14 protein-coding genes are annotated in these 13,351 nt (G+C 67.3%); 9 read left to right on the plus strand and 5 right to left on the minus strand.

Annotated features, from left to right (window positions below; translation table 11 throughout):
- From pstB to phoB, 3 genes are read left to right on the plus strand one after another with little or no spacing between them, the layout of a single operon-like run.
- Entirely contained in the window at positions 1-981 is a 981-nt protein-coding gene (pstB, locus tag ACVPT3_RS05325; protein ID WP_492043156.1) for a phosphate ABC transporter ATP-binding protein PstB, read from the plus strand.
- Complete coding sequence (phoU, locus tag ACVPT3_RS05330) at positions 981-1,709, plus strand: phosphate signaling complex protein PhoU (protein ID WP_492043157.1); 729 nt, start codon at positions 981-983, stop codon at positions 1,707-1,709. Before pstB ends, phoU begins: the two co-directional genes overlap by 1 nt.
- A 20-nt stretch (positions 1,710-1,729) precedes the next feature.
- Positions 1,730-2,419 carry a phosphate regulon transcriptional regulator PhoB gene (phoB, locus tag ACVPT3_RS05335; RefSeq protein WP_271163955.1) on the plus strand — a complete coding sequence of 230 codons (690 nt, stop codon included), beginning with the start codon at positions 1,730-1,732 and terminating at the stop codon, positions 2,417-2,419.
- On the opposite strand, the gene ACVPT3_RS05340 is transcribed toward phoB, so the two are convergent.
- The 3 genes from ACVPT3_RS05340 to ACVPT3_RS05350 are packed head-to-tail and all read right to left on the minus strand — an operon-like array spanning position 2,395 to position 3,967.
- On the minus strand, positions 2,395-2,724 hold the full coding sequence (locus ACVPT3_RS05340) for a type II toxin-antitoxin system RelE/ParE family toxin (protein ID WP_492043158.1): 330 nt from the start codon (positions 2,722-2,724) through the stop codon (positions 2,395-2,397). The two genes, phoB and ACVPT3_RS05340, sit on opposite strands and share 25 nt — an antisense overlap.
- On the minus strand, positions 2,721-3,002 hold the full coding sequence (locus ACVPT3_RS05345; protein ID WP_492043159.1) for a hypothetical protein: 282 nt from the start codon (positions 3,000-3,002) through the stop codon (positions 2,721-2,723). Before ACVPT3_RS05345 ends, ACVPT3_RS05340 begins: the two co-directional genes overlap by 4 nt.
- A gap of 41 nt (positions 3,003-3,043) precedes the next feature.
- Positions 3,044-3,967: an Hsp33 family molecular chaperone gene (locus ACVPT3_RS05350; protein ID WP_492043791.1), complete on the minus strand. Its 924-nt coding sequence runs from the start codon at positions 3,965-3,967 to the stop codon at positions 3,044-3,046.
- 209 nt (positions 3,968-4,176) lie between these two features.
- Here ACVPT3_RS05350 and ACVPT3_RS05355 point away from each other — a divergent pair, with 209 nt between their 5' ends.
- The 3 genes from ACVPT3_RS05355 to ACVPT3_RS05365 all read left to right on the plus strand — a co-directional run bounded on the left by ACVPT3_RS05355 (position 4,177) and on the right by ACVPT3_RS05365 (position 9,553).
- Positions 4,177-5,619, plus strand: a complete 1,443-nt coding sequence (locus tag ACVPT3_RS05355; protein ID WP_492043160.1) for an SDR family oxidoreductase — start codon at positions 4,177-4,179, stop codon at positions 5,617-5,619.
- A 121-nt stretch (positions 5,620-5,740) separates the two neighbouring features.
- Positions 5,741-7,633 (plus strand): phosphoglycerate dehydrogenase, encoded by a 1,893-nt coding sequence (gene serA, locus ACVPT3_RS05360; RefSeq protein WP_492043161.1) that lies wholly within the window; start codon positions 5,741-5,743, stop codon positions 7,631-7,633.
- Between the two features lie 114 nt (positions 7,634-7,747).
- The gene (locus ACVPT3_RS05365; protein ID WP_492043162.1) at positions 7,748-9,553 is read left to right on the plus strand and encodes an autotransporter domain-containing protein; all 1,806 of its coding nucleotides are present in this window, start codon (positions 7,748-7,750) and stop codon (positions 9,551-9,553) included.
- A gap of 22 nt (positions 9,554-9,575) precedes the next feature.
- Here the strand turns inward: ACVPT3_RS05365 and ACVPT3_RS05370 are convergent, their stop codons facing one another.
- Complete coding sequence (locus tag ACVPT3_RS05370; protein WP_492043163.1) at positions 9,576-10,139, minus strand: GGDEF domain-containing protein; 564 nt, start codon at positions 10,137-10,139, stop codon at positions 9,576-9,578.
- A gap of 180 nt (positions 10,140-10,319) precedes the next feature.
- Between ACVPT3_RS05370 and purE the strand changes: the two genes are divergently transcribed.
- Together purE and ACVPT3_RS05380 are read left to right on the plus strand one after the other, a co-directional pair.
- Complete coding sequence (gene purE / locus ACVPT3_RS05375) at positions 10,320-10,811, plus strand: 5-(carboxyamino)imidazole ribonucleotide mutase (RefSeq protein ID WP_492043164.1); 492 nt, start codon at positions 10,320-10,322, stop codon at positions 10,809-10,811.
- Positions 10,812-11,894 carry a 5-(carboxyamino)imidazole ribonucleotide synthase gene (locus tag ACVPT3_RS05380; protein WP_492043165.1) on the plus strand — a complete coding sequence of 361 codons (1,083 nt, stop codon included), beginning with the start codon at positions 10,812-10,814 and terminating at the stop codon, positions 11,892-11,894.
- Positions 11,895-12,097: 203 nt separating this feature from the next.
- Here ACVPT3_RS05380 and ACVPT3_RS05385 read toward each other — a convergent pair whose 3' ends face one another.
- A complete protein-coding gene (locus tag ACVPT3_RS05385) occupies positions 12,098-12,745 on the minus strand; it encodes a COQ9 family protein (RefSeq protein WP_492043166.1) in 648 nt (215 codons plus the stop codon).
- A 199-nt stretch (positions 12,746-12,944) separates the two neighbouring features.
- Here ACVPT3_RS05385 and rpsU point away from each other — a divergent pair, with 199 nt between their 5' ends.
- Positions 12,945-13,205, plus strand: a complete 261-nt coding sequence (gene rpsU / locus ACVPT3_RS05390; RefSeq protein ID WP_492043792.1) for a 30S ribosomal protein S21 — start codon at positions 12,945-12,947, stop codon at positions 13,203-13,205.
- Positions 13,206-13,351 lie beyond the last annotated feature (146 nt).

The following is a 13,351-nucleotide window of genomic DNA, read 5'->3' on the forward strand; positions in this document are numbered from 1 at the left end:
ATGAAATTCCGTATTTTCCGCTCCGCCGAAGACCAGACGGGCGCTGGCCGTCCCGATCCGACCGAGACGCCACGGATGGGCGGCCAGGTGCTGCCCCATGCCGACGCTCCCGCCCCTGTACCGGGCGACCAGGTGGAACCCCAGGGTGACGCCGTCGTCGAGGCCCACCGCGAAGACGCGACCCGTTCGGCCGGCCCGACCGTGGTCGTCAGCCCTCCGAACGGTCCGATCAAGATCGCCGCGCGCGACGTCTCGGTCTTCTATGACGGCAAACAGGCGCTGTACGACGTCTCGCTGGACATTCCGGACAAGACCGTCACAGCCCTGATCGGCCCGTCGGGCTGTGGCAAGTCGACCTTCCTGCGGACCATGAACCGCATGAACGACACTATCGCGGGCGCCAAGGTGACCGGCCGGATCGCCATGGACGACGAGGACATCAACGACCGCTCGATCGACCCGGTGCTGTTGCGCGCGCGCGTCGGCATGGTGTTCCAGCGTCCGAATCCCTTCCCGAAGTCGATCTACGAAAACGTCGCCTACGGACCCAAGATCCACGGCCTGGTCAGCGCCAAGTCCGAGATGGACGGGGTCGTCGAGAGCGCGTTGAAGCGGGCCGGTCTGTGGGAAGAGGTGGCTGACCGCCTTCAGTCGTCGGCCATGGGCCTGTCGGGCGGGCAGCAGCAGCGTCTGGTCATCGCCCGCGCCATCGCCGTGAACCCGGAAGTGATCCTGATGGACGAGCCCTGCTCGGCTCTGGACCCCATCGCAACCGCGCGGATCGAGGAACTGATCGACGAACTGCGTGAGCGGTTCTGCATCGTCATCGTCACCCACTCGATGGCCCAGGCCGCGCGGGTGTCGCAGCGCACCGCCTTCTTCCACATGGGCCGTCTGGTCGAGACCGGGGACACGGAAGACATCTTCCAGAACCCGCGTGAGCGCCGCACCCTTGATTATATCACCGGAAGGTTCGGCTGATGAACCAGCATACGGTCAAGGCCTACGGAGACGAACTGAACCAGATCACGGCCGAGGTCGCCCGCATGGGCGGTCTGGCCGAGGCCCAGGTGTCGGACGCCATCGATTCCGTCGCGCGGCGCGATATCGCCCTGGCGCGCGCGGTGGTGGAGCGGGATCTGAAGCTGGACGCCCTTCATCGGGACATCGAGAAGAAGGCCATTCGGCTGATCGCCCTGCGCCAGCCGGTCGCTAGCGACCTGCGCCGCACCCTGGGCGCCATGAAGATGGCGTCCGATCTGGAGCGCACTGGCGACCTGGCCAAGAATATCGCCAAGCGAGCGCTGATCCTGGCCGAGAGCGAGCCGATGCAGCCCCTGACCCGTTCGATCGAACGGATGGGTCGGCTGGTGTCGACGCGGCTGCGTGACGTGCTGGACGCCTATACCGCGTCTGAACTGGATCGCGCCGTCGCCGTCTGGCAGACCGACGACGAGGTCGACGAACACTACAACTCGCTGTTCCGCGAGCTGCTGACCTATATGATGGGCGACCCGCGTACGATCGGCGCCTGCACCCATCTGCTCTTCATGGCGAAGAACCTGGAGCGGATCGGCGATCACGCGACCAATATCGCCGAGACCGTCCACTACGAGATCACCGGCGACGACATGCTGGGCGAACGCCCGCGTGCGCATCCCGGCGCCGAAGACGAAGCCTCTACCCCCAATCTGTCGACCTCGCACTAAGCCGATACCGGAGATCTGACGTGCAGCCCTATATCCTTGTGATGGAAGACGAGGACGCGCTGGCGACCCTGCTTCAGTACAACCTCGAGAAGGAAGGTTACGACGTCACCGTCGCCGCCGACGGCGAGGAGGGCATGCTCCAGATCGACGAGCGTCAGCCCGATCTGGTGCTGCTGGACTGGATGTTGCCCAAGCTGTCGGGCATCGAGGTCTGCCGTCGCATCCGGGGCAAGGCGGAGACCCGCAACCTGCCGGTCATCATGCTGACGGCGCGGGGCGAGGAAAGCGACAGGGTCCGGGGTCTGGACACGGGCGCCGACGACTATCTGACCAAGCCGTTTTCGATGGTCGAGCTGATCGCGCGCATCCGCGCCGTGCTGCGCCGCATCCGGCCGGGCCTTGCCGACGACCGGCTGAACCACGGCGACATCATCATCGACCGCGTCTCGCACCGGGTGAAGCGTTCGGGCCAGGAAGTGCATCTGGGCCCGACCGAGTTCCGCCTGCTGGATCATTTCATGCAGCACCCGGGCCGGGTGTTCAGCCGCGAACAGCTGCTGGACGCCGTCTGGGGCTCGGACGTCTATGTCGAAGCCCGCACGGTGGATGTACACGTCGGCCGGCTGCGCAAGGCGCTGAACATCGGCGAGAGCGCCAACCCGATCCGCACCGTCCGTTCGGCGGGCTATTCGCTGGATCTGGAAGGCTGAGGGTCAGGGAATATCCCCTGCAAATCGCGGCCGCCTGACCATAGGCGGACTATTCGAACCTCTTGATCATAGATCTTGAAGGCCACGCCGACGCGGTGTTCGAACACGGCGATCCGTAGTCCGGGGTGGAGGTCCTCGCGGGCCTCGCCCCGCTGCGGGAACAGGTCGAACTGGGCGCAGAAGTTCAGCAGCCTTTGGGCGTATCGGTCTGCGGTCGTCGAGCTGGCTTGGTCGGTGATCCAATCATGGATTGATCCGAGGTCCTCGATGGCCTGCGGATCGAACGTCACCGCCCGCAACTTCACTCGGCGCGAGTCCGCGCCGAGTGCCTTTTCCTCAACAGGTTCAGCACCTGTTCCGCGGGGACCCCGGGCGTGTTCTCGCGCTCGATCCGTTCCAGAGTAGGCACGACTTCGGTCCGCAGCCAGTTTTCCACGCCGGGGTCCTGACTCAGCAGGTAGGTTTCAAGGCTCTCCACCACATAGGCTTCGGCGCTTTCTGAAAAGCCCGAGGCGACCTTGGCGTCGATTTCGCGCGCGGTCTGCTCGGGCAGTTCGACGGTGATCTTGCGGGTGGCGGCCATGGAGCGATCCTCTCACGAAACCGCGCCCGCCGCCACGCACGTCAGATCTGTTCAGCCACGATCTCGTCCGGCTCTAGCGCATAGACGGTGGCGCAGTATTCGCAGGTGACGCGGATCTTGCCGTCGTCCTCGACCATGTCGGCGCGCTCCGACGGATCGAAGGAGGCGAGGACTGAGGCGATGCGGTCGCGAGAACAGCGGCAGACCGCCGTCAGTTCGCGCGCGCCCTCCAGCCGTACGCCGTCTTCGTGGAACAGCCGGAACAGCAGGGTTTCCGGCGAGATGGTCGGATCGATCAACTCGTCGTCGCCCAGGGTGCCGAACAGGGCCCGGGTGCGGTCCCAGACCTCCTCGGTCGAGCCGCGCGCCTCGTCGCCGGCGATGATCTGGATCATCGCCCCGCCCGCGCGCCACTGCGAACCGGCCTCGGTCAGCACCTCGCCCACGGCCAGCCGCACCTTGGTCGGCACCTGTTCGGACTGCTGGAAATAGTGTTCGGCGCACAGGGACAGGCTCTCGCCCTCAATGGGGGTGATGCCTTGCGTGCGTTCGAAATCGGGGCCGCGATCCAGGGTCATGACGAAGACGCCCTGGCCCAGCAGGGTCTGGGCGCCGGGGCGGGCGAAACCCTTGGAGGCCTCGGCCACCTCATCCTCGTCATAGCGGCAGTAGCCGCGCAGCGAGCCGTCGGTGCCGTAGTCGGCGACGACATAGCGCACGGGTCCGTCGCCCTGGGCTTGGACCATCAGGCGGCCTTCGAACTTCAGGCTCGAGCCGATCAGGGCCGCAAGCGCGCAGGCTTCGCCCAGCAGGGCGGCGACCGGCTCGGGATAGGCATGAGCGGCCAGGATCTTGTCGATGGTCGCGCCCAGGCGCACCAGGCGGCCGCGCACGGGCCAGCCCTCGATCTGGAAGGCGGCGGCCAGGTCGTCGGAAACGGCGGAGTGAGGCGCGTGATCGGTCACGGCGAGGTCCTTGGAAGTCGTCATTTCGGGATCGCGGCTATTTAGGCATCCAAAGCCCCGTTGATAAGGGGGCGAGGTCAGTGGTGAAAATCGGCGGATCAGGTCGGCGCGATCAAAGGCGCGCCGTCGCCTCGAAAAACCTGTAGAATCCGGCTCTACAAACCATGGAGAACCTCGAGAATTTGTCGAGGCGGAATGCAAGGACGAACATGCGCGCGAAACCTGTTCTGAAGCCGCTGGGCGAGCAGTCCATCGTCGTCACCGGCGCTACGTCGGGCGTCGGTCTGGCGACGGCGCGTCGGGCGGCGCGCGCGGGGGCCAAGGTGTTTCTGATCGCGCGGGGCGAGGCAGACCTTCGGGCGCTGTGCGAAGAATTGCAGGCCCAGGGATCGCGCGTGGCCTGGGCGGTGGCCGATGTGTCGGACGCGGAGGCGCTGAAGGCGGCGGCCGAGAAATGCGTGCGGCTGTTCGGCGGCTTCGACACCTGGGTCAATAACGCCGGGGTGGGTCTGTTCGGGTCGATCCGCGAGACGACGCTGGAGGATCAACGGCGGCTGTTCGAGACCAATTACTGGGGCGTGGTCAATGGCGCGATGGCGGCGGTCGACCATCTGCGGACGCGGCCGGGCGGCGGGGCGATCATCAATGTCGGCTCGATCCTGTCGGACCTGCCCCTGCCTGTGCAGGGCGTCTACGCCGCGTCCAAACATGCGGTGAAGGGGTTCACCAACGCCTTGCGTATCGAGCTGTTGCGCGAACAGGCGCCGGTCGCGGTCAGCCTGGTCAAGCCCGGCGCGATCGACACGCCCTACAGCCGGCATGCCCGGAACCTGACGGGGCAGGCGATGCACAATCCGCAACCCGTCTATGCGACCCATGTGGTCGCCGACACCATTCTGTACTGCGCCACCCATCCGATCCGCGAGATCACCGTCGGCGGGGGAGGGCGCGTCATTGCGTCTTTCTACTCAGCCTTGCCGGGGATTGCGGAACCTCTTCTGGCGCGGTTCGCTCCTTCGCTGATGCGGGACCGCCGTTCCGCCTATCGGCCGTATGACGACGGGCTCTACGACCCGACCGAGGACGGCCTTGATGAAGAGGTTCACTATCCCATGGTCCGTAATTTCAGCGCCCTGGCCGAAGTCCGCAAACATCCGGGCGTCACCGCCGGCAGCCTCGTCGCCCTTGCGGCGGGCGCCGTCGTGGTCCTGTATCTGACCCAGCGCAGCGGACCGACGCGCTATCAGCGCATCAAGACGCGTATTGATCCGCGCGGATGGGTGGACACGGATGAACTGCGCGAGCGTTTTCATGACGCCGTCGACGCCTTCCGCCACCGGGCCGAAGACGCAGGCGAGCGCGCCGGAGACTTCTCCCGTGAGACGCGCCATCGCGCGGCTGACGCGGCTCATGATGCGCGGGGCCGCGCGGATGAATGGTTCCGCTCTACCCGCAAGAGCTCGAAGAAGGCGCTGAAAAACCAAGGCAAGAGGGCGCGCCGTTACGCCGACGACGCCGGGGCTTATGCGCGTGATCATGCCCGTGAAGGCGGCGCGCTTCTGGCCGTCGCCACCATCGCCGCCGCTGTCGGTGCGGCCGTGCTGGAAAGCCGTCGCCCGGACAGCCACGTGCGCCGCATCGCGCGCTTCTGATATTTCTTGCCGCCCGCCGACGTGAAAATCCCGACGGGCGGCAAGGTTTAAGCGCAACTGATCGCCTTCATCAGCACGGCTCGGCTTTGCCGCAGGCGCGAAGGCCGCTAAGACGCCGCCCATGAGCGCGCGCCCCACACTGATCTTCGACTTCGATTCGACCCTGGTCGCCTTCGAGACGCTGGAAGCCCTGGCCGATATCGCCCTGGCGGACTCGCCCGAGGCGGAGAAGACCCGCGCCGAAATCGCGGACCTGACCGACAAGGCCATGGCGGGCGAACTGGCCTTCGGCGAGGCGCTGCGTCGTCGGCTGTCCCTGCTGCCCCTGACCCGCGCCCATGTCGCGACCCTGGCCGAGACGGCGCCGGATCATCTGACCGCCTCGGTGCGGCGCAACCTGAACTTCTTCCAGCAGCACAAGGGCAAGGTCGTCATCCTGTCCGGCGGCTTCCGCGAGGTGATCGCGCCGGTGGCCGAGATGTTGGGCGTGTCGCCGGACCGGGTGCTGTGCAACGACCTGGTCTATGACGCCGAGGGGCGGGTCACGGGCGTGGACGACGCCAATCCCCTGTCGCAGGCCGACGGCAAGCCTGCCGTCATCCACGCCCTGAACCTGCCGGGTCGGGTCGTCGTGATCGGCGACGGCTGGAACGACGCCGAGGTCAAGTTGGCGGGCGCCGCCGACGCCTTCTACGCCTTCACCGAGGTGGCCCGCCGCGCACCGGTGGTCGAGGTCGCCGACGCCGAGGCCGCTTCTCTGGACGAGGTGCTGCACGCCGAGGGCCTGGTCGGCCGCTGGTCCTTCCCGCGCAGCCGGATGAAGATGTTGCTGCTCGAGAATATCCACCCCGCCGCCGTCGAGCGGCTGGAGGAGGCCGGCTATTCGGTGGAGACGGTCAAGGGCGCCCTGGACGAGGACGACCTGATCGCCGCCATCAAGGGCGTGCATGTGCTGGGCATCCGCTCCAAGACGACCGTCAGCCGCCGGGTGCTGGAAGAGGCCGACCGGCTGATGGCCATCGCCGCCTTCTGCATCGGCACCAACCAGATCGACCTGGACGCCGCCTCGGACCATGGGGTGGCGGTGTTCAACGCCCCCTATTCGAACACGCGCTCGGTCGTGGAACTGGCCATAGGCCTGATGATCGTCCTGATGCGCGACGTGGTCGACAAGTCGGCCGCCATGCACGTGGGCCAATGGAACAAGTCGGCGACCGGGTCGAAGGAGTTGCGCGGCAAGACTCTGGGCATTGTTGGCTATGGCGCCATCGGCAGCCAGCTGTCGGTGCTGGCGGAGAACCTGGGCATGCGGGTGCTGTTCTATGACCTGTCGGAGCGGCTGGCCCTGGGCAATGCGCGACGGATGCGGTCGCTGGACGCCCTGCTGGCCGAGAGCGACGTCGTCACCCTGCATGTCGATGGGCGCAAGGAGAATAGCGCCATCTTCGGCGCGGCCCAGTTCGCCCGGATGAAGGAGGGGGCGCTGTTCCTGAACCTGTCGCGGGGCCATGTGGTCGATGTCGGCGCCCTGGCCCAGGCCATGGGCTCGGGCCGGGTCGCGGGTGCGGCGGTGGACGTCTTCCCAGAAGAGCCGCGCACCAATTCGGATCCGTTTGAAAGCCCGCTGCAGGGCCTGAAGAACATGATCCTGACGCCACACATCGGCGGTTCGACCGAGGAGGCGCAGGAGGCCATCGCCGAGTTCGCGGCCGAGCGACTGCTGGGCTATCTGAACCGGGGCGACACCACCTTCAGCGTCAATCTGCCCAACGTGCAACTGGCCGAGGTGTCGGGCGCGCACCGCATCCTGCACATCCACAAGAACCAGCCGGGCGTGTTGGCCGAGCTGAACCGGGCCCTGGCGGCCGCGGGGCTGAACATCCTCGGGCAGCACCTGAAGACCGACGAGCGCACCGGCTACGTCATCACGGACGTGGACCGGGACTATGACCCCGAGGCGCTGCGGACGCTGAAGACCGTGCCGGGAACGCTGAAGTTCCGCACCCTGCACTGACGAAACGACGCCTTATCTTCCGAAGGCTGACGTAACGGCATCTTGCACTCACCGCAGAGTGGCGCATCCTCCTTTGTAACGGTCGCGATACACGACGACCGTGGGAGGAAATATATGTCACGTTATCTCACCGGCGGCGCCGTCGCCGCCCTGGTCCTCGCCGCCTGCGCCTTTGCGGGCTCGGCCTCGGCCCAGACCTACAACCGCCTGGTCGTGTTCGGCGACAGCCTGAGCGACAACGGCAACCTGTATCTGGCGTCTGGCGGCACGCAGCCCCCGAGTCCGCCCTATTACCAGGGGCGTTTCTCGACCGGTCCGGTTTTTACCGAACTGCTGGGCTTCAACGCGGTCAACTTCACAGGCTCCGTCAGCGGCAGCATCAACTACGCCTTCGGGGGCGCCCGCACCGACGCCTCGGCCGGCCCGCCGCCAGGCATGCTGACCCAGCTGGCCGCCTATACCAGCCGGGGCGGGACCTTCGGATCCAATGACCTGGTGAGCGTCCTGGGCGGCGCCAATGACATCTTCCAGGGCCTGCCCGCCGCCGGCGCCTCGTCCAATCCGGTGGGGGCCATCACCCCTGTCGCGACGACGGCGGCCGTCAACGTCAACAGTCTGGTCAACAGCGTCGCCGGAGCGGGGGCGGGGACGATACTGGTCACCAATCTGCCCAAGCTCAGCCTGACGCCGCAGTTCCGGGGCACGGCGGCGGCGCCCCTGGCCGACTATGCGGTCACCACCTTCAACACCGCTTTGCTCACGGGGTTGAACACCACGGCGGCCGCGCGGCCCGGCAGCAACATCATCATGATGGACCTGTTCAAGATCGGCGACACTCTGGCTGCCAATCCCGGTCAGTTCGGCATCACCAACGTCACCCAGGCCTGTTTCAACGGGGTGACGGTCTGCTCGAACCCAAGCAGCTATTTCTACTTCGACGGGGTTCATCCGACCGCAGCCGGGCACCAGATCATCGCCCGTCTGGCGACCGACTACCTCTATTATGGCGACATCGGCTCCCAGGCGGCCTTGCAGGGCGAAACTGCCTTCCGGCACCGTGAAGACGCGCTGGATGCGGCCAGCGAGGCCCTGTCCGGGCGCGAAACCTGGGAGGCCGGGGTAGCGGTCACGGCCTCGGCCATGGTCGACAGCGTGGACACGGACGCTCGGGGAGCGGTCACTGAATCGTCCAGCGACGGCTGGGGCGGTCGGATCGCGCTTGAGGCCGGACCGTCGGAGAACTGGCGGTTCGGCATGGCCGGCACGGCGCGCAAGACCGATGTCGAGAGCCAGGCCCTGACCTTCAACGTCGAGAGCTTCGGCCTGGACCTGTACGGCGGCTGGCGGTCGGGCGACCTGTTCGTCAATGCGGCGGTCGGGGTGGCGCGCGACAATATCGACGACATCGAGCGCACCACCAGCCTGGCGCCCATCGTCCACACGGCCGAGACGCGCGCCTTCAGCACCGGGGCGCGACTGCAGGGCGGGATGTGGTTCGACATGGGGGGAGTGGCCCTGTCGCCGCGCGCCGCCGTGACCTGGGCCACCAGCGACGTCGACGGCTATTGGGAGCAGGGCGTCGCCGCCCAGTACGAGTACGAAGACCGCGAGATGAAGGCGATCAGCGGCGAGGTGGCCCTGCGGGCCGAGGCGGAGATGGGCGGGTTCGGCCTGTTCGCCGAGGGCGGCTATCGCGATGCGCTGGACGACAGTTCCGACCCGGTGCGCGTCGGCCTCTACAATAACCCGGCGCAGGTGCTGGAGCGGGAGGTCGAGGATCCGTTCGGCGGACAGTTCCTGGCCTCGGCAGGGGTCGAAGGCTCGCTGGGCCCGGTCAAGGTGACGATCGCCTATCGCGGCCGGTACGGCGAACACGCCGACAGCCATATGGGCGGCATTCAACTACGGCTGCCGTTGTAAGAGGGAAGGCGGGGAAGGGGCCTCAGCGCCCCTTCTTGCGCACCCACATGGCGGCGTCGGCCTCGGTCAGCCAGACCTCGGGGTCGGTGTGGCCGTCCCAGGCGCGGACGCCGAACGAGCCGCCCAGTTCGGTCCGGCGGCCGTCCCAGACGAAGCCTTCAGTCCTCAGCGCCTCGGCCAGCTGGCGCGCCTTGGCCCGCCCCTCTTCGAGGCCGGCGTTCAGCATCAGCAGGGCGAACTCGTCGCCGCCCAGCCGACCCACGGCGTCCGATTCGCGCAGGTGCGCCAACAGCATCCGCGCCACGGCGACCAGGGCGGCGTCGCCGGCCGCGTGGCCCAGCCGGTCGTTGACGCCCTTGAACCCGTCCATGTCGAGATACAGCAGAACCGCCGGCACCTCGTGGCGCTGGCAATAGGCCATGGTGCGTTGAAGGGCGGCGACGAAGCCGCGCCGGTTGAGGGCAGGGGTCAGGACGTCGTGGTCGGCCGCCGCCTCGGCCGCGGCGGCGCGCTGTTTCCAGGCGTCCAGCTCGGCGCGCAGGCGCGCGATCTCGGCGGTCAGGTCATGTTCGGCCACGTCGGTCACGGCGCAGTCAGGCTCCCGCCGCGCGACTCAGCCGGACGCGCGTTGCACCGATGTTAGAGGCTGAACGGCCGAGATTGAAGGCGGCGCCTTGTCGAAACCCGCGCCAAACCCGGCCTGTTTGGTTGCGGGGGGGCTCCGCGTGCTGTAACGGGCGGCCTTTCCGCGAGGGGCCTTGAAGATATGGCGACTTCCGCAACGCCGGTGGCGATCATCATGGGCAGTCGGTCCGACTGGCCGACGATGAAGCTGGCCGCCGACAGACTGGATCAGTTGGGCGTCGCCTGGACGGCCAAGGTCGTCAGCGCGCACCGCACGCCCCAACGACTGGTCGAGTTCTCGACCGGAGCCAAGGCGGCGGGTTTCAAGGTCATCATCGCCGGCGCCGGGGGCGCGGCCCATCTGCCGGGCATGGCCGCCTCGATGACCGAACTGCCGGTGCTGGGCGTGCCGGTCCAGTCCAAGGCCCTGAAGGGCATGGATAGCCTGCTGTCCATCGTGCAGATGCCGGCCGGCGTGCCGGTCGCGACCCTGGCGATCGGCGAGGCGGGCGCCGCCAACGCCGGCATACTGGCCGCCCAGATCCTGGCGCTGTCGGACGAGGCCCTGGCGGAACGCCTTGCCGCCTTCCGCGCCGCCCTGACCGATTCCGTCGCCGAAACCGTCGAGGACTGAGTGCCCGATCTGCCGCTTCCCCCCGGTTCGACCCTCGGCATCCTCGGCGGAGGCCAGCTGGGCCGGATGCTGAGCCAGGCCGCCTCGCGTCTCGGCTTCGACGTGGTCATTCTGGATCCCGAACCCGACAGTCCGGCCGGCCGGGTCTCCGCCGCCCAGATCGTCGCCGCCTATGACGACCCCGAGGCCCTGACGGCGCTCGGTCGGGCGGCCGACGTCGTGACCTTCGAGTTCGAGAACGTGCCCGCAGACTCCATCGAGCGCCTGGCCGAGGCGGGCGCCCTGGTCGCGCCGGGGCCGACGGCCCTGCGCGTCTCGCAGGACCGCGTTGACGAGAAGACCTTTCTGAACGCGGTCGGCGCCCCGACGGTGGCCTTCGCCGTGGTCGATACGCTTGACGATCTGGTGGTGGGCCTGACGGAACTGGGCCTGCCCGCCCTGCTGAAGACCCGCCGCGAAGGCTATGACGGCAAGGGCCAGGTCTGGATCCACGCCATCGAGGACGCGCCCGCCGCCCTGGAAAGCCTGGGCGGACGCCCGGCGATCCTGGAGGCGCGAGCCACCTTCGTGCGCGAACTGTCCGTCATCGCCGCGCGCGACTGGGACGGCCATATGGCGGTCTATCCGCTGGGCGAGAACCGGCACGAGGGCGGCGTCCTGCGCACCACCCTGGCGCCCGCCGCCGTGGACGAGAAGACCCAGGTCCGCGCCCGCGCCATCGCCGAGGCGATCCTGGACGGCCTGGATTACGTCGGCGTCGTCGGCGTCGAACTGTTCGATCTCGGCGACGACGTCCTGCTGGTCAACGAGATCGCCCCGCGTGTCCACAACACCGGCCACTGGACCCAGGACGGCTGCGTCTGCGACCAGTTCGAGCAGCATATCCGCGCCGTCGCCGGCTGGCCTCTAGGCCCGACGACGGCTCATGCCCGCGTCGAGATGAAGAACCTGCTGGGCGACGAGGTTGAAGAGTGGCGGGTGCTGTCGACTAAGGCGGATGAGCGTCTGCATCTCTACGGCAAGGCCGAGGCCCGGCCTGGGCGCAAAATGGCGCACGTGAACCGGGTGCTGGGGGCGCTGTGAGCCGCCGAACGGACGTTAAGAACAGGTCCTGCTGATCTGCGATCCACCCGCGATCAGTGTCGTAACAGTGACGCAGTCGTCCGAGTTCAACGCGGCGATACTATCGCCAACGGTCCATCCCATCAGGCCGAGTGTGACCGCGATGGCCAGCAGGCCGATGGCGCGAGGCTTGGAGCTCGTGGCTTCCAGAATTGTGGCCTCGTTCAAACCGTCCTCCCATACCGCAACCGACTCAGCGCGTCCGTCACCTTGCGGAACGGCGCTTCGAAGTCCTTGCCGGCCTTCCACTTTTCGAAGGCCATGACGTTTTCGATTCGCCGCGCGACGAAGGCCTCCGCCGCCTCGCGGCCGTCGAACCAGCGCATGGTCAGGGCGGGGATCAATATGCCCGACAGGATGGTGCGCTTCGAATAGTGGTTCCAGTCGGTCGATTCGTCGCCGGCCCAGCGCCACAGGTGGTCGGCCGTTTCCCACGCCAGCTTCAGCCCCAGATCGGCGTTGGTCGGCAGGGCCAGGAAGGCGGCGCAGCGGCGGGTCGCCTCCAGGTCGGCGGCGCCGGCCTCCATCCGCTCGGACACGGCGCGGGCGATTCGTTCGCGAATCTTCAAAGACTTGGCCTCGATCTCGCCCAGGGCCTCCAGCGCCCGCGCGTCGTGGCGGCGTGACAGCAAGGCGGCCAGGTCCCGCGCGCCGTTGGGCAGCAGCAGTTCCTCGTCGCCACGCGACAGGCCGCACGCCTCGCAGGCCTCGCGCACCAGGCGCGCGTTCCAGCCCAGGGCGGGCGCGCGGGCGACGGCGGCGTCCAGCACGGCCTGTTCTGTCCGGTCGGCCCAGTCGATGGTCTCTATCATGGTCTGACCATACGCCTGTCTCGCCGGGGTTTCGAGCCTTCAACAATGGGCGCGACGATCTGGTCACGCGATCTGGACAGAAAGGGGCGGCTCGTGTACTAGCGCGCCTTCATCCGAGGGCTTGGCTTTCGGACGCTGATTTTATTTGTTCGCCCGTCTCCCTCACAGGACGCGGCGGGCGGCCAAAGGAGAGTTCAACCTGGTACAGATTTTCGTTCGCGATAATAACGTCGATCAAGCGCTCAAAGCCCTGAAGAAGAAGATGCAACGCGAAGGCAGCTTCCGCGAGATGAAGCGCCACGTGCATTACGAAAAGCCGTCGGAAAAGCGCGCCCGTCAAAAGGCCGAAGCTGTCCGTCGCGCCCGCAAGCTGGCTCGCAAGCGCGCTCAACGCGAGGGCCTGCTGCCCGCGCCGAAGCCCCGCGTGCCCGGCGCTGGCGCCGGTGGCGGCAGCCGGTAAGACCCATTCTTGGGGTTTTGGCGTAAGCCAACAGATTTGAGGCCGCTTCCTTCGGGAAGCGGCCTTTTTCTTGTCTCCTGCTGCGAAGCGGTGGAGGAAGTCTTGAAATCCCACAGACCTGTGATGCGGTGAAAACCCCCTCCCGT

Source organism: Brevundimonas sp. FV1ps31S, from assembly GCF_058681265.1.